The sequence below is a fragment of the Bacteroidia bacterium genome, assembly GCA_016218155.1.
Taxonomy (GTDB): Bacteria; Bacteroidota; Bacteroidia; order Bacteroidales; family GWA2-32-17; genus GWA2-32-17.
In genome coordinates this window covers 1-23,657 of the sequence record JACREQ010000096.1, presented here as the reverse complement: position 1 = coordinate 23,657, position 23,657 = coordinate 1, and the positions used below count along the sequence as shown (strand labels likewise).

Sequence of the window (23,657 nt, the reverse complement as noted above, 5' to 3'; positions counted from 1 at the left end):
TCAAAATGATTGTTTTAAAGATGAAATTTTTGATGTATAATATTGATAAACCTGAACCAGAATAATACCTGATAAAATTAATGTACAACCTAAAATGGCTCTCAAGCTCATTTGTTCATTTAAAATTAGCCATCCTCCAATTGCAGCAAAAAGTGATTCTGAAGAAAGTAATAATGAAGCTGAGGCTGGATGTGCATTTTTTTGTCCAACAACTTGCAAAGTAAATGCGACTCCTACTGACAATACTCCTCCATATAACAACGGTCCCCAAGCCAGTAATACAGAGGACAAGTCAATTACTTCAAAAAATAATGCAGTAATAAAGCTTAATATTCCGCAAACAATAAATTGTTGCATTGCAAGAAAAACAGGATCAATCTGTTTAGATAAATGCCCGACTAAAAGAACATGAACTGCCCACAATACAGCACTAACAGATACCCATATATCACCCACCGACATAGTAAATCCTTCTTTAACACTTAATAAATATAACCCTGCTATTGCAAGAGCTGCAGCCGGCCAGATAATTTTAGGGACAATTTGCTTTAAAATTATTCCAAAAATCGGAACAAAAATCACATATAAACCAGTAATAAAACCTGCATTACCAGCAGTTGTGCTAACCATCCCAATTTGTTGAGCTGATGATGCAAGAAAAAGTATAGTTCCTAACAATATTCCGAAATAAACAGGTTTCTTATTATCAGAAATTTTTAATTTTTGTTTTGACAATAAAACAACAGGTAAAAGAATTAAACTACCCATAATAAAACGAATTGCATTAAAAAGAAATGGTCCAATAAATTCCATTCCCATTTTTTGCGCAACAAAAGCAAAACCCCAAATAATTGCGGCAAGTGTTAATAATAATGCTGATATAAATTGCTTATTCTTCAAATTATTAAAGTTTATAATTTCACCAACTTATGTATCACAGCGCCTTTTGAAGAATCTATTCTTATAAAGTAAATTCCTGACTCCAGATTTTTAGTATCAAAAATAACCTCATTTTCACTTGAACCAAACTGAAGTGTTTTAATTTGTATCATCTGTCCATCTATTTTATCTAGTTCAATAAAATAAGTACCTACAATATTATCAGGAAATTTAATTTTTACAGCATCAGTAGCAGGATTAGGATATATCGAAATTCCTGACAGCAAAACATCGCTGCATAATCCTGTTGAAAAAACAGAAACTGTATCACAAATTGTATCTGTTAAACAACCGTCAGAACAAATAAGTTTAACATTATATATTCCAGGCAAAGAATATATATGACTCGGATTTTGACTATTATCAGTCATTCCATCACCAAAGAACCATTGATAAGAATTAGCATTAATTGATTCATTTGTGAATTGAATTTCTGCACCATTATCAACCCATGAAAAACCAGCTTTTGGATCAAACACTTTAATATTCAACGTAGTTAAACTATCAAAAACAGTACTATCAGCTACTAATTGCAAAAAGTTAGCAGTTTGAGCATTTATTCCGGAAATATAACTTAATCCTGCAGAATGTTTTTGAAAAATAGTAGAATAAAAAACGCAAGCGGTTAAATAAGTTCCTTCAACTGAAGGGTGACTATTATCAGAAGACCATAAGTTAATTGTAGAATCCAATGCTCTACTTCTTTTCCAGGCCATACCTGCTGGTGCAACAGCACATTCAAACATATCACCCATTTCTAAATAACTCTGCCTTAACCTAGCTCCCATTCCTTCAAAGGTACAAACAGGAGGGTAAAATGCACAATTGGAGGCATCTCCATATTTTCTGCCCCATGTCATATAAAAAACAGTTTGCGTACATGCATTATTCTTATGAATCAAACTATCCAAAATATAAGCATAAGGATAAACATCAGATTGCACCTGTACTGGCTCAAAAGAAGGCAATTGACTTTGTTCCTGCAAAACAACATAATCCCATTGAGTTGAATTTATTTTAGCCAATGTTGTAGCATTTGTTGTATGTAATTGAAATGTATATCCACCAGGAGTACTTGAATCAACAGTAATTGTATCTCCACCTGATAAAGCTAAATTTTTAATAGTGTTAGGCAAATCATTTGCATAAGTATAACTATTTCCGACAAATAATATTTTCTTCGTTTGGCTATATAAGCTATATCCAATAAATAACAATAAAAACAAAGAGTAATATTTAATTTTCATAATATTAACTATTTATTCTTAACAATACATAGATATTTTGCTGAGATTAAAATATCATTAATATGATTCTCTACTTTTTCTTCAACAAAAAACGGTTGGGATAATGTTAAAAGCCTTAAATTACTTATTGAACATGACTTTAACTCCTCAACCATAGGACAACCAAAAAGCATGCAGCTTAATTTTTGTTCATATATTATTTTATTCATGACATACAATTATTTTAAATTGTTTATTAAGTTTATTTCCACTTGATACTCTTATAAAATATAGTCCATTGGATAAGTCTGAAGTAGAAATATTAAAATCTTCATCAGAATAATTTATAGTTTTTGATCCTGATATAATTTGTTTTCCTGTAATATCTGATATAACATAATCTACTAATGAACCAGGTTCATCGGCAATATTAACAAAAAGGTTATCATTTACTGGATTTGGAAAAACATTAATTTCATTTATTCTGTCAATTTCTGGTATTTCTGTTGTGGCTCCAATTTTAAACTGAAAATCTATTCCACTTCCAAAATCACCACCCCATATTTTCACATATGCACCTCCAACAAGTCTGAATCTTATACTTCCACCACCATCACTATTAGCCCAGAATGAAAGACCATCATCATCATAATCATAAACTCTAAAACGATAACAACCTGGCACTAAATGAACAGTATCTTTATTTAATGCACTTGCATTAAAAGTACTTTTCTGGTGAACAATGTTACCTTGATCATCAATAAACTGGTACATATTTTCATTTGGGAACATATTTGCATAGAAATAAACTATTAAAGTTCCATTATATGTTGGTGCTACATCAAAAGTAGATTTCATCTGGTTATTCCATAGATATTGATCAGTACCTCCGTTTGGTGAGGATAATGTTACAAGAAAAGTATTTCCAGTATATGTACCCCAGTCAAAAGCAGGCAGGTAAACAGAAACAGTATCCATAAACTCAAGATTACCCGTCCATGTAAATACATTTGAATTACCACCAACCGGACCATATGTAATATTTAATGAAGTAAGAGTTGTAGCACCAGTATTTTTAATTAAAATATGTGGTTGCCCGCAAACAGGATTAAATCTGCTATAAATTTTATTTGTACTTGGTGAAATTATTGCTTCTATTGATGCATCAAGATTAAAATTCGGACTTGAATATTGTACCAGTTGTGATTCTATAACATAATTCCCATAAGCGTCTAATTCCGGATCATAATCCAACTGAACATTGTTAGAATATACAAAAGGTGTTAATTCAAATTCCTGAATTTTACCTTCCATTCCTGGACACCAACCTGCTCGTGCATAAATCCAGGTTCCACCTTGAGGGAATAATGGATTCCAGCCACAGTTCTGAATTATTTGCCAGTTAAATTGTTCAGTACCATTTACTTTAAGTCTATGTATTTTCGGACAAAATTCGGCACAATTTGTAGAATTATCAAATTGATGGCCAGTAGTACAAATTCTTAGTTTATAAGAAAATGAAGCAGTATCTAATGTTATATTTTTATTTAAAACAGTTTGATCAATATTACTTAATCCAAAATCACCTTGCCACACATTTTCAATTTTAATAATATTTCTAGGTGGAGTACCTTCAATAAAAGCAAATTTCATATCAAGTAATTCCTGAAAATTTCCTGCAGTTAAGTGTACTGAATCTACAAGTAATTTTCTAAAATCGCTAACATCGTAAACCCATGTCCATCCTGTTCCTAAACTAAGATTATTTCCATAAGGAGTAATAAAACGACCTAACTCATATCTGTTTATTTTTTCATATGGCTCACTGTAATAAGGAATATTAACACGATAAAGAATTGTATCAGGTGTTACAAGACTATAACTAGTAGTTTCACCCAACGAATTATAAGTATAATTATAATATGAGGGCCATAGAAATATTGTGTCAGTAGGCAAAGTAGGACTTAAAGTATTATTAAATAGAACAACTGAAAGAGGAGCTTTTTGCAAACTATCAACAACAAGCACAGAATCTACATGAGAAGTATAAACTCCCTGTTCAAATGTTATATTTGGTCTGTAATTTTGATTTGAAAAATTTTTAAATCTGTTTACTCCTTCATAATTTAATTTATTTGGCATTCCAAACATAATACCATCAGCATTATTCGATGATAAATCATTTGTAACATAACCATTTATATCATTAAAATCATAAGCTGCCAATAAATTTGAATAATTAGGATGACTTACTGTAACCGGTGTTTGCATTAATACATAAATTTCAGATTGTGTAAATGCTTTATTCCAGACAGAAAAATCATCAATAAAACCATCATACCAGGATTCAAAAGCTACACTACAACCTATTCTGAATTTTTTTATTCCAGACATGAGCATTGTTTTAGCAGTTCCATTAATAAACAGCTGACCATTTAAATAAATTGCCATATCACCGGTAACAGCATTTTTAACAAAAGCCCAATGATTCCATTTTCCTTTGTAATCTGAAACTCCAGAAACGATTTTCTCAACCCTGTCATATGATCCATTTGAACCGGCATCCCAATATACATGCTCATCACTCCATGGCAAATGAACATTTAAGATTCTTCTGTTTAGAGAATCTACAGCTTCAAAAATTGAATTATTCTGAGGGTTTTCATTAGGATCTCCGAACATCCAGAATGCTATTGTCACCTGATTTGATAAAGTATTAAAAGCAGTTGCAGGAATTTCAACATAATCGGTACCTTCGAAATCGAGAAAATTATCAGTTCCTATACCATTTAAACCAGATACCCATGAAGTATTGTTACCAATAACAGGTATAGCTGATGTCAAATCATTAATTGCAGAAAATTCAATAATTAAATTTGAACTACCATCCCAGAGAAATGAATTATAAAAATTTAAATCTAGCCAGCCTGTTGGGGAATTAGTAAATTTATGATCAAATACTTTTATAAAATCAGAATTTAAATAAGCTGAATTATCTAATGTATCAATATTTGTTTGTTTTACTCTTAAAATTATTCTTGTATTTCCAATAATATTTTGAGCAATGTTAATTTTTATTCCAGAAATAAATCCTGCATAAATACCAATTCCATTTAATTCGGCTGCTTTGTACAAGTACATTAACTTACCTTCTGATTTTCCTGTCTGTAAAAAAGGAATAGTAACTACTCCTGTTCCTACAATTCCTGATTGTAATGATGTTGTGTCGGTATATTCAATAGTATTCTCAAAACGTGGAAAAAAATTAAATGAAGGTGAATGCATTAACATTGATGAATCGGGAGTTTGCCCGTCAATAATATAATTTGAATGAAATAACAGATTTGAATCCAGCTTACCTGTATGTTCATATAAATTAGAATATGTAAGATAATCCCATTCCCCACATTGAGGATTCTGAGCAGGATCGCATTTTAAAGTATAATACATTAATACTTTAGAATATGAAATTGTATCTGAAGGAAAATTAAACCAACCTTCGCGAGGTGCTCCCCAACCAGGGTTTACAGGCCATGTCCAGTTAAATGTATTAACCCATGTTGTATCTCCTGGTCCCGCAACTGAATCGTTGTAGGTGAAAATTCCTATTAAAAATGCTACAACAATTATTATCCTTTTCATTTTGTTAATTAGTTGAAGAAAATTTCGTCAATAAAGAAATATGAGGGATTTCCAGCACCTGGATGCCATTCGGGTAAATTACCCGGTTTATGAACTACAACTTTTATATATCTTGCATTAAATTTATTAATCTCAAATACAAAATCCTTTTTAATTGCTCCCCATTTATTTCTAGGCACATCATTTTTAACAATAGATACTTGTTTAAAATCTTTTCCATTTAAAGAAACCCAAAATTCGACTGCGGGTGGAAACAGTATCCATGGGTTAACATCCTGTATAAACCCTGCACCAATTTTAGATAATGATCTGGTTTTACCTAGATCAACAATTGCTGTTAAATCTATATCCTGATATCCTTGCCAGTCACCTGTTCTAAAGTCTAGTCCGCCTCTTATTCCGTCAATTAATGCTATGTCTCCACCTGCAGAATACTGAGGACTATATTTAGCCATTAATTTAATTTTTACATCTTCCTGAATTTTATTTAATGTTCCGGTCATTACTTTACTTTTATTTCCTGCTGCATCAATTGCAATTGCATTAATTGTTGTAGTCTGGTTTATTTCAAATGACTCGGAATATTCTAAAGAACCTGAAGATGGCTCTGTACCATTAATAGTGTAATATATTTTGCAATTTGTATTAACATCATGTAAATTTACAATACTCTTTCCTGTAAATGCTCTTTTGCCATTTTGAATAAAAGGAACCGGAATTATTTTTTTATCATCAATTGAAGTTCTTGGGCAATTTTCATCAGACACACCCCATTTTTCTGATGGTTGCGAACCCATTTCAAAAACAAGTTCACCGCCTTTAATTAAATCCTCATTTGTTAAGAAGGTTTTATTATAAATCGAACCATTTAATTTTGCAGATTGTATATAATAATTTTTCTTTGAAATATTATTTGCAATTACAGTAAAAGTTTTTCCTTTACCAACATTAATAACAGATTTCGAAAACATAGGTGTTCCGATAATATAGGTATTAGTACCCGGTGTTACAGGATAAAAACCTAAAGCTGAAAATACAAACCATGCTGACATTTGTCCACAATCTTCGTTTCCACATAATCCATCAGGAGAGTTTTTATAAAGTTCATTTTGAATTTTATGAATTATTTCCTGTGTTTTAAATGGCTTTCCTGCAAAATTGTATAAATATGCCATATGATGACTCGGTTCATTTCCATGGGCATACTGACCGATTAAACCTGTGATATCAGCCTGTTCACGACCAGATGTTTTAACATCTGCTAAAAACATGCTATCAAGTTTATCGGCAAATTTACTTTTACCACCATGAAGATTCATAAGACCATCAATATCCTGAGGAACACAAAAACTATATTGCCATGAATTTGCCTCAGTATAATTAAAGTTCACTTCATTAGGTTTAAACGGAGAAAACCATGTTCCATTCATTCTGGCACGCATAAAACCGGTAGAATCGTCAAATACATTTTTATACGACTGAGCTCTTTCAATAAAAATATTATAGTCATCAGATTTATTTAATGATTTTGCCATCATAGCTATACACCAGTCATCGTATGCATATTCAAGAGTTTTTGAAACGCTTTCACTTTCATCAGTAGCAAGTACACAACCATTTTTAATATAAGAAATTAATCCTGGCGTTTGTTGATTTGCACTTGCTTTCATTGCTTCCAATGCTTTATTACCATCATAATTTCTTATTCCCTTAGCCCAAGCATCATAAATTACAGGAACAGCATGATAGCCTATCATACAATTAGTCTCATTTGCAGAAAGCTCCCAAACAGGTAATAATCCTCCCTGCTCATATTGAGCAAGAAATGTTTTAACAAAGTCATTTGTAATTTCAGGTTCAAGTACGGCCATCAAAGGATTAAGCGCTCTGTATGTATCCCAAAGTGAAAACACAGTGTAATAATTATAACCTTCAGCTTTGTGTATTTTGTTATCCCGTCCACGATACTGATTATCCACATCTGAGTAAACATTTGGTGAAATATAGGAATGATAAAGTGAAGTATAGAAATTTATTTTCTGATCTTCAGTTCCTTCAACTTTTACTTTTGTTAATGCTTCATCCCAGGCTTTTGATGCTTCAGATTTATAATTCTCAAAATCCCATGATTTTGCTTCTGTTTCAAGGTTTCTTCTTGCTCCATCAATACTTACTCCGGAAATTGCAACCTTAACAATTATCTGTTCATTAGCCTTTGTTCTAAAATTAAGATATGCTTTTAAATTTGTTCCCTGTGCTTCTGATTGCCCCTGAACATTAAGGTCATCTTTTACAATTCCTTTATTTATAAATGATTTTGAAAATTTAGCAACAAAATACACATATTGGTCCTTTGCCCATGCTTCAGATCTTCGAAACCCTTCGACTTCATTATCTCCAATGAATTTTATATAAGAATCCAATACTTTATCACGGTGCAATAAATCAATTATTATATTTGAATTATCAGATGCAGGAAAAGTATAACAATGTATACCAACTCTTTTTGTTGCAGTTAATTCTGCCTTAATTTTATCATCATCTAAAAATATTGAATAATAACCTGCTTCAGCTTTTTCGTTTTTATGAGAAAAACGCGAACAGTAACCTGACTCTGGATTTTCGGGCGTACCATTAAATACCTGAACAGCTCCAACAGTAGGCATAAAAAGAATATCGCCATAGTCAGAACAACCTGTACCACTTAAATGAGTATGAGAGAAGCCATATACAATACTATCACTATAATGGTAACCAGAACAACCATCCCAACCTTCAAGTCTGGTATCAGGACTTAATTGCACCATTCCAAATGGTAAAGTGGCACCCGGAAAAGTGTGTCCATGTCCACCAGTACCAATAAACGGATTTACAAATTTCGAATTTCCTTTTGGATTTTCACTTTCGCACGAAAAGAAAAAAACGAATAAGCTACAAAAGAAAAAAAGCTTTAAAATCTGTAACAAATTATACATATTATGCAAGTTTTAATACCGAGTTTCTTACTACAATATTTGTTTGCAAACATTTATGTGTTTTAACTAATGAATCTGAATTGTCTTTAATTTTAATATTATCTAATAAAATCTCGACTGCATTTCTGGCAATTGAATTTATTGGCTGAATAACTGAAGTAATTGGAGGAGAATAAAGCTTAAATAAATCTATGTCATCAAAGCTTACAATTGAAATATCTCGTGGTATTGTCAAACCTAAATCACGAATTGTTTCTAGACAACCAATAGCTAATTGATTATTTGCAACAAAAACTGCTGTTGGCATCATATGGTCTGACTTCCATTCCACAAATATCTGATTGATTGCGCTATATATTTCATCGCGAGGAATTACTTTTTGATAATACTGATTTATTGGAATTGAATATTTTTTTAATGCTTCTTTATAACCCTCAAGTCTATCAACTTGTGTACTAATATGAGCAGGAGAAATTACAAGTGCAGCTATTTTTCTATGTCCATTATTAATAAGAAATTCTACTGCTTCTTTTGCACCTGTTAAATTATCAACTACAACTGTATTAGTTTCGAAATCATTATAAACCCTATCAATCAACACAAATGGAAAATTCTCGCTTTGAAGACTTTCAATATGCTCGGTAGAATCAAGAGTTGACGACAAAATAATGCCATCCACCTGCTTATTAATAAGCATTTCCAGAAGTTTCATTTCCTTTTCTTCGCTTTCATCAGAACTGCAAATCATAAGATTATAACCAGATTCACTAACAGCATCTTCTACTGATCTTGCCAAACGAGAATAAAATGGATTTGATATATCAGAAACAATTAATCCGATAGTATTTGATCTGCCAATTCTTAATCCCCGTGCAAACTGATTAGGCTTATAATTCATTTCCTCAGCTAATTCCATTACTCTTTCCTGAGTTTTTTTACTAATACCGTTTTCGTCACCTTTTCCATTTAACACCATAGAAACAAGTGTTTTAGAAACACCTAATGCCATTGCGATATCTGCTAACGAAACTTTTTTATTCTTTATCATTTTAAAGCTTATTTTTTCCAAATATACAAAATATTCTAAAACGGTTTAGTTTTTTACTAAATATTTTAGATTTTTTTTAATGTTTTTAAACAATCTGATTAAATAACAGTTTTTTATCAGGCAACCTTTTTAATATCTTTACGTTTATCTATAAAGTTTCAATAAATAATTTAAAACTTAAATTATACAACAATAACTAACAAATCATACAATGAAAAAGAATTACATCTTATCAATTACAATTGTCCTGCTATTTTCACTGAGCTCAATAGGGCAAACTCTTAATGGACTGTGTGAAACCTCTCTTCCATTTTGTACGGGAATAACCTATAATTATCCTGCAGGAGTTAATACAGGAAGTGGGCAGACTGGCCCATCCTATGCATGTTTGGGATCTGAACCAAACCCTGCTTGGTACTATTTACAAATTGATCAGCCTGGTGAAATTTCAATTGAAATTCATACAGTTCCACAACATGACGTGGACTTTATTTGTTGGGGACCATTTAATTCTCAAACAGGTCCATGCACTGCGCAATTAACAGGCTCGGGTTCAACTCATCACGTTGCTGGAGCTGGTGGTGGTTATCCATCAGGGAATGTAATAGATTGCAGTTATGATGCTTCTTGGCAAGAGTGGTGTTATATACCAAATGCTCAACCCGGGGAATATTATATTTTTCTGATTACAAATTATTCAAACCAACCATGTAATATTATTTTTAATCAAATAAATACAGGGCAAGTAGGCGCAGGTATTACTTCATGCGGACCAGCTGCAACAGTAAGTGGTAATTTCTATTTTGATTCTAATAATAATGGAACAAAAGATGTCACTGAACCAGGATTATATGGAGGATTAGCTTATGCCCCCACTTGTGGTTTCTATACTCAATCTGATACTGCAGGAAATTACAATGCATATATTTGTGCAACTCCAGATACTATTTGGTCATTTTATAATCATTCATACACAATCATTACACCACAATACTATGAATTAACAGGCAGTACAAGCACTGCTGACTTTGGAGTCACTTTCACGCAAAATGTTATAGATGTTAGTACAATACTTACTGAGTGTATTCCTGCAAGACCAGGATTTGATTATAATGTATTTGCTACCATTTCTAATGTTGGAACTGATTCATCGTGTGGAACATTAACTATTTCATTTGATACAATTTTTGATTATATATCAGCAAACCCACCTGCTGATGTTATAACAGGTAATACATTAACATGGAATAATGTATGTCTTCCTGTTTTCTCAACAAATAATTATACAATTAGTTTATTTTTAGATTCAACTACTGCACTTTTAACTCCATATGTACTTTCGGCTAATTTTGTAACAAATTCACTGGACTCTAGCATTGTAAATAATTCAGATACTATTTCGAATATTGTGGTTGGATCATTTGATCCAAATGACAAACAAGTTACGCCTAGTGGAGAAATTACAAATATTGCTGCAGCAAATGAGCAAGAACTTGAATATACTATTCGTTTCCAAAATACCGGAACATATCAGGCAACAAATATTACTATTCTTGACACATTAAGCAGTTGGTTACAAGTTCCTAGTTTAACATTACTTTCATCATCTCATCCATGTACATATAACATATCAGGTCATGGTAAAGTTCAATTTATTTTTAATAATATTAATCTACCTGATGCAAACACAAATGAAAGCGGAAGTCATGGATTTGTAAAATTCAAGGTAAAATGTAAACCATCACTTGCAAATGGAGGCAATGTTTATAATACAGCAAATATTTATTTTGATTACAACCTGCCAATTGTTACAAACACAACTTTAACTTTTACTAAAGTTATAACAACTAATATTCCTTCTATAAAAAAACAAGTAACAAAATCTATTTCAGTTCAGCCAAATCCTGCTATTGATATTGTTACAGTAAATTTTGATTATGCAGGCAAAGAAGCATTAAATATTGAGATTATTAATAATCTTGGAAAAACAGTACAAAAACAACTTGTACTGAATAATCAAAAAACAGTTAATTTGAATGTTTCAAATTTAAGTGCCGGAACATATACGGTTCGTATTTCTGGAAAGAACTACTCGGTAAATGAGATGTTAATTAAGCAATAATTTAAAAAAAAAAATTATTAACCACAAAACAAAAATGGGATACAAATTTTGTATCCCATTTTCTATTTTCAAAAATTCTGCAATTAATATTCTGCAGGTAACACTTTCATTTCTTCATAAGTAAACACAGGTCCGTCTTTACAAACAAACAATTTACCTACATTACAACGACCACATTTACCAAATCCGCATTTCATTCTGTTTTCTAAAGTTGTAAAAATATCTTTATCTTCAAAACCCATGTTCTTTAAAACAGGCATAGTAAATTTAATCATAACAGGAGGTCCGCAAAGTATAGCAATTGTATTTGCACTTGTTAACCCAGCCTTTTCTAAAACTGTTGGAACAAAACCAATTTCACCTTTCCACTCTGGAGTTTGTCCGCCTGGGTCAACTGTTGTTATAAGTTTAATATCCGGTCTCTCCTCCCACTCTTTAAGTTCGTGTTTGTAAACCAAATCGGCAACAGAACGAGCACCATAAACTATTGTTATATCTTTATATTTTTCACGTAAATCAATTGTATTCCAGATTACGCAACGCATTGGAGGTAATGCAATACCACCGGCAATGTATAATAAGTTTTTGCCTTCCCACTGTTCAATCGGAAATGTATTTCCATAAGGACCGCGAAAACCAACTGTATCGCCAACTTCAGCATTTGCTAATGCATTTGTTACGCGACCAGCTTTACGGAAAGTACATTCAATATATTCTTTTCTTGTTGGTGCAGATGCAATACAAAAAGTAGATTCACCTTCACCAAATATTGAATATTCGCCAAATTGACCAGCTTTAAAAGTAAATTTATCAGCGTCTTCCTGGTTTTTAAATTTTAAACGGAATGTTTTAACATCAGCTGTTTCATCAACAATCTGATCGATTACCATTAAATACGGCTTATATATGTTTTCGCACATAGCTTAAAAATTTAAATGTTTTGTAATGCTTGTAACTGTTCAGAAATGTTCATATCAACAGGGCAACCGCGTGAACATCTTCCACAACCTACGCAACCAAGTGATTTGTTACGATCCGGCATATATGAGAATTTATGCATAATACGTTGTCTCCATCTCTGACTCTGAACTTCGCGTGGGTTATGACCTGAAGTATGTAATGTAAACAAACCAAAGCCACATGAATCCCAACTACGGTAACGACGACCTTCTTTACCCTTTGCTTCATCCTGAATATCAAAACAGGCACATGTTGGACAAACATAAGCACAAGCACCGCAACCAATACAACGTAATGAATTTGCTACCCAGAATGGATGTTCAAATGCAGTTTTTAATTTTTCGGTTACCTGTTCGTGATAAAAAGTTTGTTTTACTTCAGTAATAACAGCTTCTTCGTTATTTGCATTCTCAAATAAATCCGGAGAAGCAGTAGCAATTGCATTACCTTTTTCGGTAAGAATTTCAGCAATATAATCACCGGATTTTGTTTTTGATAACAATATATCACTACCCTTTGTTGAATTAGGAGTTAATCCAACAGAAGTACAGAAACAATACGCATCAGATTGATGACATGCTAATCCTATAACAACTAGCTTCTCTAATCTTTTTGCAAAGAATTCGTCTTTAATATCCCAGCAAAAAATTGATTTAAGTACATCATATGCTGAATTATCACAAGGATGCGAACCCCACAATACAACTTCAGGAATCTTTGTTAAATCAATATCAGTTATTGTACTATCTACTTTGTTATTTGTGTAGTACATTAAGTTTTCTACTTTTGGGAAAACTACATTTTTAACAGATAAAGTTGATTGAATATGCTCAAATGTAACTTCTGCATATGCAGGATTATATTTATATTCTACCCGCTTATCTGCTGCAACAACCGGAGCATAAACTTTTCGGCTTGCTGATAAAGTCGAATATAACTTTTCAAGCGATTGTTTGCGGATTAATTTTTTGATTGTTTCCATGTTATATTATAAAACTTTCTTTATCGTTAGGTTCAAAAGTTGACATTACAGATTTCATATCTACAGAAGTTCCTGCATGAACTTTAAAATAATTGTAGGTTTGATCTGATAACTGCATAGTTAAAAGATGACAAGGAATATTTAAAGGACAAGCTCTTCCGCACTCACCACAACTGATACAACGACCGGCTAAGTGCATTGCACGTAATATATGCCAATCGATATTTCCCTGAGTATTTGCCTGAACAGGAATCCACTGTGGTTGATTGCAATCTGTAGAACAACGTATACAATAACACATAGGGCAAGACTGACGACATGCATAACATTTTATACATTTTGATAATTCCTGCTCCCAGAATTTAAATTTTTCTTCTAAACTAAGCTTATTTAATTCTGCTAATTTCTCCTGATCTTTAGTTGGGTTTCCTAAATTTGATTTCTCGATATGAGCTTTCATAACATTCATATCAGCTATATCAAGAAGTTTTCCATCATCAGAAATTCCGAGAACAACTATATTTTCAGCAACAACCTGCTGTTCAGAAATCAACATCATTATACTACGCATTACAGGTAAAGTAGCAACAATACCCATTTTGCCTAGATGTTTAACTTCGTGCTTAGTTAAATACATAGCTAAATTCTGCAAACAATTTTCATTATAAATTAATGAATCTGTTTTTGCAGGATCGGTAACAAAAGCAGGGCGAACAACACCAGTTGGTCCTGCTTCATAACCAATTACTACCTGAACTGCTTTGCTTTCAAGTAATTCTTTTGCTTTTGCTGCAATATTACTCATTAGTTACCTCCTCTTCAATATGTGTGTTAACCATTTTCTGATAAGAAACATATGGACCAAGTTCACGAACTCTTGCAACTGTTGAATTAACAACTTCTGCCCATCTTGCACCTTCTGCTGCAGATACCCATGAGAAAGTGATACGTTTCATATCAATTCCCATAAAATCCATAAGTTCTTTAAACATTATCCAACGGCGTTTTGCATGAAAATTACCAGAAGTATAATGACAATCATTTGGGTGACAGCCTGAAATTATTATTCCATCAGCTCCATTTGCAAATGATTTAAGTAAAAGCATAAAATCAATACGGCCAGTACATGGGAAACGTATAATTTTAACATTTGTAGCATATTTTATACGACTGGTACCTGTTAAATCGGCTCCAGCGTATGTACACCAGTTGCAAACAAAAGCAACTACTTTGGGTTCGAAATCTGCCATTTTATATAATGTTTAATTTTTTAATAATTAATAATCATTAAGTAAAGCAACTACCTCAGTATATACCTGCTCGTTGGTATAACCATATAAATCTATAGATTTAGAACGGCATAAAGCAACGCATGTTCCACAACCCTGACATAGTCCTTCGTTAATTTTTGCTAGCGATTTTATTACTTTTCCATCTCTTGATTTTATATCTTCTCTTTCAATTGCCTGATATGGACAAACCGGTTGACACATAAAACAACCTACACAAGTAGAATATAATGGAGGACCAAAACGGTTAACAGCAGCTACTAATGGTTCACGTGTTAATTCGCTTTGTGAGAATAAGGAAGCAACTTTAACAGCTGCACCTGAAGCCTGAGAAACTGAATCTGGAATATCTTTAGGATTCTGACATGCTCCAGCCAAGAAAATACCAGCTGTATTAGTTTCAACTGGTTTTAATTTTGGATGAGCTTCTGCAAAGAATTTATGAGAATCGTAAGAAACATGTAATCTTTGCGCCAATTCTTCAGCACCTGGATTAGCAACACCTGCAGTAGCAAGAACAACCATGTCAGCTTCAATCTCTATTGGCTGTGCTCCTAACAATGTGTCAACACCTTTAACAATTAATTTTCCATCACGCTCATAAACTGTAGAAACTCTACCACGAATATAATTTACGTGGTCTTCTTCAATTGCACGGCGAACAAATTCATCATAATTTTTTCCTGCCGAACGAATATCCATATAGAACACATGTGCATTTCCTTCATGTACTTTGTGTTTATATAACATTGCATGTTTTGCAGTATACATACAACATATTTTAGAACAATATGCAATACCTTTTGCAGGATCTCTAGAACCAGCACAAGCAATAAATACAATATTCTTTGGTTTTTTTCCGTCTGATGGTCTTAAAATTTCACCAGCGGTTGGTCCGGATGCAGATGCAAGGCGTTCAAATTGTAAACCGTCAATTACATCTTTTAATTTTCCATAACCATATTCTGGGAAGAAATCGGCACGTTTAATATCGAAACCTGTTGCAACAACAACAGCTCCAACTTCAACATCTATTACTTCATCTTCCTGATCAAATCTGATTGCTTTAGTAGGACAAACGATTTCGCAAACCTTACATTTACCTTTAATATAATATGTACAATGTTCTTTATCAATTACCGGTCTATTTGGTACAGCCTGTGGAAAAGGCACATAAATAGCCGGACGGAATCCCATACCTTCTTCAAATTCATTAGGAATTTTCTTTTGTGGACATTTTGTTATACAAAGACCACAACCAGTACAAGCTTTCTCATCAAGACTTTTAGCTTTTTTCCTTATTTTCGCAACAAAGTTCCCAATAAATCCATCCAACTGTTCAACTTCAGCATAAGAATATAATGTTATATTAGGATGTTGAAGAACTTCAACCATTCTTGGTGTAAGAATACATTGTGAGCAGTCAAGAGTAGGGAAAGTTTCAGAAAGTTGAGACATATGTCCACCAATGGATGGAGAGCGCTCTACCATAATTACTTTATGTCCGCAGTTAGCAATATCCAATGCAGACTGAATACCAGCAATTCCACCGCCAATAACTAATGCAGTTTTTGTTACGGGAACTCGAATTGGTTGTAAAGCAGCATTACGTTTTACTTTCTCGACTAATGTTCTAACAATATCGATTGCTTTTTCTGTAGTTGCTTCACTTTTTTCGTGCACCCATGAACAATGTTCACGAAGATTTGCCATCTCGCACAAAAATGGATTTAATCCACCTTCTGCAGTGGCTTTTCTGAAAGTAGGCTCATGCATACGAGGCGAACATGCCGAAACAACTACACCCGTTAGCTTATGCTCAATTATTGCATTTTTTACTAACGATTGCCCAGGATCGGAGCACATGTATTTATATTCGGTAGCATAAGCTACATGCTTAAGTTTGGCAGCCGATTCGCACACTTTAGTACAATCAACAGTCGCACTTATATTCTCGCCACAATGACAAATGAAAACACCAATTCTTGCCATATTATTTATTTATGATTTAGAATTTACGATTAAGGATTTTATTATTAGAACCATTCGAGTTTAAATTATTTTAGCTAATTTTTACATCAACAAAATGTCTGTTAAACCCAACTTGTTCAGGAGTTAAGCCAATAGCCAAACCAATTGCCTGAGTAACAAATATCACAGGTATTTTAAAATCTTTATCCCAATACTTATTAATATCTGCACGTCTCATATCAAGATTTGAATGACACATAGGACATGCAACAATTATTGCATCAGCACCACGATGTTCGGCATCTTCAATAATTTTTCCTGATAATTTCGAAACTATATCTGTACGGGAAATTGAAAGTCCGGCACCACAACATTCTGTTTTATAAGCAAAATCAATTGATGTAGCACCAATTTTATTCATAACAATATCCATTGTCTGAGGATCTTCGACACGGTCGTAGTTAAGAACCTTATTAGGTCTTACTAACAAACAACCATAATAATTTGCTACTTTATAATTAAATGGTTTCTTTACTTTTTCTTCAAGTTTTGGAATAATATATTTATCAATCCATTCAATTACATTAATAATTTTTGAATTTCCTTTATAATCCATTTCCAAAACCTCACAAATCCTGTTTTTCAATTCAGGATGTTTTTGAAGTTCATGTTGAGTAACCATTAGTCGACTATAACATGCAGCACAAGGAACAAGTATTTCATCTAAACCATGTTTCTCGGCTAAAGCCAAAATTCTTGCAGGCAATGCCAATGATAATTCCTTATTTAAGTTATGAGCTGCAGTAGCACCACAACAGTTCCAGTCAGGAATTTGTACAGGTTCAATATCGAAAGCTTTTGCAAGTTCAAAAACTGACTGATTATAATCACGTGCTGAGCCTTCTAACGAACATCCGGGATAAATACCTATTTTCATATTTGATCTCCTTATTTACTGGTTTTTTTAAATATTTTAGCGATATGTGCTCTATCTTTTATTTTCTCAGGGAAAATATGAAGTTTTCCTCTTGATAGCATTTTTGGTCCAAGGGCCATATCTTGTGTCATGTTTAATGACTGACGTTTATAATCTAAGATAAGACCTAATTCATATAATCTGCCTGTATTCTTTATTGATTTCAAAAATGATTTATGAAATGCAATAATATTTTTAGCCTTAGGGTTTTCTTTGCCTTCACTACGTGATTTTTGTCTTAAGAAATCCATCATAGAAGGTATATCAATTTCCATAGGACAACGAGACAAACACATTTCGCATGTAACACATAGCCAGATAGAATGTGATTTTAAAATTTTCTCATCGTTAGCTGGTAATTCTGTCTGAAGCATACGTAAAACCATGCTAGGTGGAAAATCCATATCTTCTGCAACCGGACAACCAGCTGAACATTTACCGCATTGATAACACTTTTGTGCTTTTACTTCAACTTCCTTTTCAACTTTTGCGGCTAACGAATTTCTTTCAATATGATGATCAGAATGTGACATATTATTCTTTTATTTTTTCGTTAAACTATGTTAGAATATAATCGGATAAACTGAACTCTTTCATAAGCAGCAGGATTATGAACGTTGGTATGACTTAATTTACCTTTAAAATCACTAATAAATTTAAAATTATGTTTAGTCATCCAGTTTTCAATATCTTTAATAATGCCAGGTAAAACATCAAAATGTTTTTCATAAAACAATGAAACCATTTGAACTGCATCAGCACCTGCTAATAACTGCTTAATTATTGTTTCAGAATTATGAATACCAGTAGAAGCTGCAATATTACATTTTAACTTTCCTGATAAAAGAGCAACCCAGCGTAAACTATGCGAGTATTCTAAATCGGAGCTATACATATTAGAAGAAGAAACTTCTAAAGTATTAATATCAATATCTGGGTTGTAAGGTCTATTAAAAAGAGTTAGTCCTGCAATACCTGTTTCAGATAAATTAAGTGCTGTTTTGGCTAAACTTGAAAAATAGTAACCGATTTTTAAAGAGAAAGGAATTGTAATAAATTTCTTTACCTCTTTAATTATATCAAAATATACCTGTTCGATTTCATCTCCACTTTTTTCAAAGTTTGAAGGTAATAAGTATACATTTAATTCAATTGCATCTGCACCAGCATCCTGAATACGCTTTGCAAAATACTGCCAATCATATTGAGTACTACAATGAATACTTGCAATTATTGGAATATCTATTGCTTTTTTTGCTTCAGTTACTAAAGTAAGATAATGTTTTAATGAATGCTCTTTTGCATAATTAGTTATATATTCATAAGCTTCGTCATGATAATATTCGTTTTTTCCAACGATACCATTAAAAGCGTCCTGCCATGATTTTATATTAGGATCGTCTGAATTTATTAGTTTCTCGGTTTCGAACTTTATTTGTTCTTCGAAAATGGATTTTAACACTACTGCTCCTGCACCCATATTAGCAATAGTTTTAAGATTTTCAACTGAAGAAGTTAATCCAGAACTACCAATTATTAATGGATTTTTTAACTGAAGCCCTAAATATTTACAAGATAAATCTATCATAAAATTTATTTTAAATGCCGCCAAATTTACCAACAAAGAAAATATGAAATCACTTTTATTGATTTTTTTTCAATCTAGAGCCGTTAGATTATTATATTGATTTATTGACATATGATAAATAATCTGCTTTATAACATATTTTAACAACGTCTAAAATTATTTTATTTAAACCAAATATTTATAACATGAATTAATTATCTATACAATCTATTTTAGAGAGATGGCCCCATAGGGGTAAACAGAGTGGTCTCGCGAAGCGACCCCTACGGGGGAATGCGGCAGTCTTAATTCTCAAAATTGCACATTTTTCAAATGAAACATTACACATACATATTAAAATCTACTTTAAATGGCAGGCATTATTATGGCTCTACTTGTAATTTGGAAAACAGACTAAAATATCACAATTCTGGTAAAGTTAAATCTACAAAGGCTTATAAACCATGGGTTATTCATTATTTGGAAGAATACGAAACGAAAACTGAAGCCATTAAAAGAGAGTTTTATTTCAAATCAATTGACGGATATAATTACTTAAAAACAAAAGGAATTATCTGAAATAAATTATCTTTGCAAACTATATTGGAGAGATGGCAGAGTGGTCGAATGCGGCAGTCTCGAAAACTGTTTTCCGAGCAATTGGAACGGGGGTTCGAATCCCTTTCTCTCCGCAAGCACAAAGAGCAAGTCCTTGAAAAAGCCCGAAAGTCCAACGGACATGGGCTTTTTTCTTTTTAATCCCTGCGGAGTTTTTGAAAGAAATAACCTAATCCGACTGGTTGTCTGGCTGGTTTTTTTCATTTTTTCTTAGTCCAGCTAATCCGGTGCTTATTCGCTGATTTTCACACATTTTCATTTTTAAAAACGAACTGGTTCATGTAATTTTAACTTATTAAAAAGGAGGATTTATGGAAACCAGAAACAAAATCGCTTTTTCGTTCTACGTTAAGCGGACAAAACCCCTTAAATCAGGGGAAGTTCCTATTTACTTAAAAATTAAAGTAGATGACACACATGAAGAACTTGCTACACTTCGTAACATTTTTCCTGAGAAATGGAGTGTTGCTAAAAACGGTGCAGCCGGAACATCAAAAGAAGCAAAAGAGTTAAATGTTCATTTGCAGCATGTAGTTGGCTGTTTAAACGAACATGTGAAAATGTTAAGGGAAAAGGACAGGGAGATTACGGCTCGGACTATCAAAAATTCTTATCTCGGAATTATTAATGATGAAAAGAAAATTGTTGAATTATTTCAGGAACATAATAAGACAATTAAACTATTATCATTAAAGGACAAAGATTTTGCACCTGCAACCGTGCAACGTTATGAGACCTGTTTACTTCATTTAAGCAGTTACATTAAAGAAAAGTATAAGGTAAATGACTTACTCATTAATAAGATGAATGCTGACTTTATTAAGGGTTTTGAACTTTACCTTAAAACTGTCCGTAATTGTGCTCATAATACGACAATGAAGTACATCAAAAATTTTAAGAAAATTGTTCTTAATGCTTTTCGGAATGGTTGGCTTAAACATGACCCATTTGTAAATTTTAAATTACGCTTAAAGAAGGTCGATAAAGAGTTTTTAACAGAAGATGAACTTGCACGTCTTCTGAATAAAAAAATCGGCATAGAACGCTTAGAATTTGTTAAGGATGTGTTTTTATTTGGTTGCTTCACAGGTCTTGCATATTCTGATATTAAAAATCTGAAACAAGAAAATGTTGTTAAAGGTGAAAATGGACGTTTGTGGATTCATACACGAAGAAAGAAAACTGATATGATTAGTCATATTCCACTTTTACCAATTGCCTTGCAAATTGTAGAAAAATATAGAAACAATCCGTATTGCATTGTCAACGAAATTTTGCTTCCGGTATATACAAATCAAAAATTGAATGCTTATTTGAAAGAAATAGCAGACATCTGTGGAATTACTAAGCATATTTCAACGCATACTGCAAGACACACATTCGCCACGACTGTTACTTTAAATAATGATGTTCCTATTGAAAGCGTTTCAAAAATGCTTGGTCATAGCACTATTAAAATGACACAACATTATGCTAAACTTTCAGATAAAAAAGTTGGTATTGATATGGAAAAAATACAAGATAAGTTTACTACTGAAAAGGTGAGTTTACATTTTCCGCCCATATGCCAAAATTAAAATTAAAGCCCTGCAAAAACAGGGCTTTTTTTATTTTTATTCTTGTATTAAAGTGCAATTTATTGAAAATTCAGACATAAGAAACGGCATTTGAAATAATAATAACAAATCACCGTATTTTTGAAATAAAAGAAAATATTATGTCAAAAAAGGTAATTACACAAACGCAAATAGAGAATGAATACGGCATTTGCCATAATACCTTTCGCAAATGGATTAAACCGATTGAAAAGCAATTGAAATTAGTTAAAAGAAGACCTCTTCTTGCTTGGCAAGTAGAAATGATTTATGAGTTTTTGGATAAGCCTTGAAAGTAAATTTATGTTGATCTGTTTTATTCTACTTGAAACCTATTGTTTTTTTTTCAGTTTCAATTTTTATATTAATTCCTTGAAATGCAAAAGAAAAAAATATTGACATTAAAAAACTACAAAATATTGAAAACCATAATATGTTATTTTTCACATTATTAATATCGCACCAAACATTTTCAGGATTGAGTTCATTTGCCTGTAATAACTCAATATCACTATATGAATCTTTATATTTTATAATATTATCACAATAATTATCTCCTTTAATTTTTGTCTGACTTTCATGTATTATTATTAAATGAGAATTTGTATAGTTTAGAGTTTTTATAAAAATCAAAACCAAAATAACCACTATACTAAATAACATTGTGTAATATTTTTTATTTAATTTTACAAAACTCCTTTTAAAAATCAGATGAAATGTAAAATAGGTAATAGTAAAAACGAAAATATTTATCAATACATATTGGACAACAGCAATATCTTTGATGTAATTTGCAAACAAGAAGTTAAGCACTCCAGAAACTACAATAAAAAATATACTAAAAACATACTCAACTAATTTATTCATTTTAATTATTTAATTATATCAATGTCAATGTATTGACATGGCATGTTGTCGCATTTGTTTGTATCAGTCCAATCCAGTGTCCTAACTATTTTATTTGAAACTATATTATCTCCATCAGTGTCAATAGATAACCAATATATATATGTGCAACCAGATATGAAATTTCGTCTTGATGTTGTCTTTGAAGTAAAATGTTCAATTTTAATCTTTCTTCCAAAACTTGGTAAGGAATAATGAGCCCAATACCCAGTTAATAATTTGTTATCTTTCAGTGAATGTACTTCTACCAAACTCGTTCTTTGTATTTGGTTATTTAAATTCATGTCATTATAAAGCAAAGTATTATCAGATGAGGCTGTTAAATTAAATATAGGATAACTTATACATCCGTTTAATTTTTTTCCTAATTGGATGTGTCGACATATATTAATGATATTATTTATTAAACCATTATAATTAATTTGAAAAGCAGAATCTGAAAGTGTTCTTTGTATTTTATTGTATTTTTTTACTAAGTATTCCAAACCTTGAATATTTGAATTTAGTTCGTCTATTTCTATTCCATTTATATCCGACTTTTCTATATCTATTCCATTTATTATTATTAATATTTCATTACATTTTTTGCTTAATTCTATATTTTTATTTATTTTATCAGATAGTCGGTTCAATCTTTTTTGATATTTGTTAAATTCATTATATTTATTTTTATTAACTTCAATTCTGTTTTTATATTCTTTACTAGGGTATTTACTTCTTGCCACTAAGTTGTATCTTTGTGGTCATGGACTATCCAAGGACACAAATGGAGTTTGAGAAAACTTTTTCAAGTGAAGAAAAATGCGTACAGTACCTAATAGATGTACGTTGGCCAAATGGT

At 32.0% G+C, this 23,657-nt stretch carries 20 protein-coding genes and 1 tRNA gene; 5 read left to right on the top strand and 16 right to left on the bottom strand.

All coding sequences use genetic code 11. The features are described 5' to 3' along the window. Genes HY951_15575 through HY951_15550 form a run of 6 tightly spaced genes read right to left on the bottom strand, consistent with a single transcriptional unit; the run spans position 1 to position 9,830 of the window. On the bottom strand, positions 1–900 hold the full coding sequence (locus HY951_15575) for a DMT family transporter (protein ID MBI5541483.1): 900 nt from the start codon (positions 898–900) through the stop codon (positions 1–3). A gap of 11 nt (positions 901–911) precedes the next feature. Continuing rightward, positions 912–2,186, bottom strand: a complete 1,275-nt coding sequence (locus tag HY951_15570) for a T9SS type A sorting domain-containing protein (protein MBI5541482.1) — start codon at positions 2,184–2,186, stop codon at positions 912–914. A gap of 8 nt (positions 2,187–2,194) precedes the next feature. Beyond that, the gene (locus HY951_15565) at positions 2,195–2,395 is read right to left on the bottom strand and encodes a hypothetical protein (GenBank protein ID MBI5541481.1); all 201 of its coding nucleotides are present in this window, start codon (positions 2,393–2,395) and stop codon (positions 2,195–2,197) included. Beyond that, a complete protein-coding gene (locus HY951_15560) occupies positions 2,388–5,807 on the bottom strand; it encodes a T9SS type A sorting domain-containing protein (protein ID MBI5541480.1) in 3,420 nt (1,139 codons plus the stop codon). Before HY951_15560 ends, HY951_15565 begins: the two co-directional genes overlap by 8 nt. Positions 5,808–5,815: 8 nt before the next feature. Further along, complete coding sequence (locus tag HY951_15555; GenBank protein ID MBI5541479.1) at positions 5,816–8,782, bottom strand: glycoside hydrolase family 92 protein; 2,967 nt, start codon at positions 8,780–8,782, stop codon at positions 5,816–5,818. 1 nt (position 8,783) lies between these two features. Continuing rightward, positions 8,784–9,830: a LacI family DNA-binding transcriptional regulator gene (locus HY951_15550; protein MBI5541478.1), complete on the bottom strand. Its 1,047-nt coding sequence runs from the start codon at positions 9,828–9,830 to the stop codon at positions 8,784–8,786. 211 nt (positions 9,831–10,041) lie between these two features. Here HY951_15550 and HY951_15545 point away from each other — a divergent pair, with 211 nt between their 5' ends. Beyond that, the gene (locus tag HY951_15545) at positions 10,042–11,952 is read left to right on the top strand and encodes a T9SS type A sorting domain-containing protein (GenBank protein MBI5541477.1); all 1,911 of its coding nucleotides are present in this window, start codon (positions 10,042–10,044) and stop codon (positions 11,950–11,952) included. Positions 11,953–12,035: 83 nt separating this feature from the next. On the opposite strand, the gene HY951_15540 is transcribed toward HY951_15545, so the two are convergent. The 8 genes from HY951_15540 to HY951_15505 form a co-directional block, all read right to left on the bottom strand. Beyond that, the gene (locus tag HY951_15540; GenBank protein ID MBI5541476.1) at positions 12,036–12,872 is read right to left on the bottom strand and encodes an FAD/NAD(P)-binding protein; all 837 of its coding nucleotides are present in this window, start codon (positions 12,870–12,872) and stop codon (positions 12,036–12,038) included. A gap of 11 nt (positions 12,873–12,883) precedes the next feature. Then, positions 12,884–13,894: a 4Fe-4S dicluster domain-containing protein gene (locus tag HY951_15535; protein ID MBI5541475.1), complete on the bottom strand. Its 1,011-nt coding sequence runs from the start codon at positions 13,892–13,894 to the stop codon at positions 12,884–12,886. A 1-nt stretch (position 13,895) separates the two neighbouring features. Then, entirely contained in the window at positions 13,896–14,699 is an 804-nt protein-coding gene (locus HY951_15530; protein MBI5541474.1) for a 4Fe-4S dicluster domain-containing protein, read from the bottom strand. Further along, the gene (locus HY951_15525; protein MBI5541473.1) at positions 14,692–15,144 is read right to left on the bottom strand and encodes a hydrogenase iron-sulfur subunit; all 453 of its coding nucleotides are present in this window, start codon (positions 15,142–15,144) and stop codon (positions 14,692–14,694) included. Before HY951_15525 ends, HY951_15530 begins: the two co-directional genes overlap by 8 nt. Positions 15,145–15,171: 27 nt before the next feature. Next, a complete protein-coding gene (locus HY951_15520; protein MBI5541472.1) occupies positions 15,172–17,175 on the bottom strand; it encodes a CoB--CoM heterodisulfide reductase iron-sulfur subunit A family protein in 2,004 nt (667 codons plus the stop codon). 70 nt (positions 17,176–17,245) lie between these two features. Further along, positions 17,246–18,091, bottom strand: a complete 846-nt coding sequence (locus tag HY951_15515; protein MBI5541471.1) for a CoB--CoM heterodisulfide reductase iron-sulfur subunit B family protein — start codon at positions 18,089–18,091, stop codon at positions 17,246–17,248. A gap of 11 nt (positions 18,092–18,102) precedes the next feature. Then, entirely contained in the window at positions 18,103–18,663 is a 561-nt protein-coding gene (locus tag HY951_15510; GenBank protein MBI5541470.1) for a 4Fe-4S dicluster domain-containing protein, read from the bottom strand. Positions 18,664–18,683: 20 nt separating this feature from the next. Beyond that, the gene (locus tag HY951_15505) at positions 18,684–19,718 is read right to left on the bottom strand and encodes a dihydroorotate dehydrogenase-like protein (protein ID MBI5541469.1); all 1,035 of its coding nucleotides are present in this window, start codon (positions 19,716–19,718) and stop codon (positions 18,684–18,686) included. Between the two features lie 312 nt (positions 19,719–20,030). Here HY951_15505 and HY951_15500 point away from each other — a divergent pair, with 312 nt between their 5' ends. The 4 genes from HY951_15500 (at position 20,031) to HY951_15485 (ending at position 22,203) form a co-directional block, all read left to right on the top strand. Continuing rightward, the gene (locus HY951_15500; protein ID MBI5541468.1) at positions 20,031–20,276 is read left to right on the top strand and encodes a GIY-YIG nuclease family protein; all 246 of its coding nucleotides are present in this window, start codon (positions 20,031–20,033) and stop codon (positions 20,274–20,276) included. Positions 20,277–20,302: 26 nt separating this feature from the next. After that, positions 20,303–20,389, top strand: a tRNA-Ser gene (locus HY951_15495). A gap of 237 nt (positions 20,390–20,626) precedes the next feature. Further along, a complete protein-coding gene (locus HY951_15490; protein ID MBI5541467.1) occupies positions 20,627–21,892 on the top strand; it encodes a site-specific integrase in 1,266 nt (421 codons plus the stop codon). A gap of 140 nt (positions 21,893–22,032) precedes the next feature. Then, complete coding sequence (locus tag HY951_15485) at positions 22,033–22,203, top strand: hypothetical protein (protein ID MBI5541466.1); 171 nt, start codon at positions 22,033–22,035, stop codon at positions 22,201–22,203. Between the two features lie 28 nt (positions 22,204–22,231). Here the strand turns inward: HY951_15485 and HY951_15480 are convergent, their stop codons facing one another. Together HY951_15480 and HY951_15475 are read right to left on the bottom strand one after the other, a co-directional pair. After that, entirely contained in the window at positions 22,232–22,777 is a 546-nt protein-coding gene (locus HY951_15480) for a hypothetical protein (GenBank protein MBI5541465.1), read from the bottom strand. A 5-nt stretch (positions 22,778–22,782) separates the two neighbouring features. Next, positions 22,783–23,541: a hypothetical protein gene (locus tag HY951_15475; GenBank protein ID MBI5541464.1), complete on the bottom strand. Its 759-nt coding sequence runs from the start codon at positions 23,539–23,541 to the stop codon at positions 22,783–22,785. Positions 23,542–23,657: the final 116 nt, after the last annotated feature.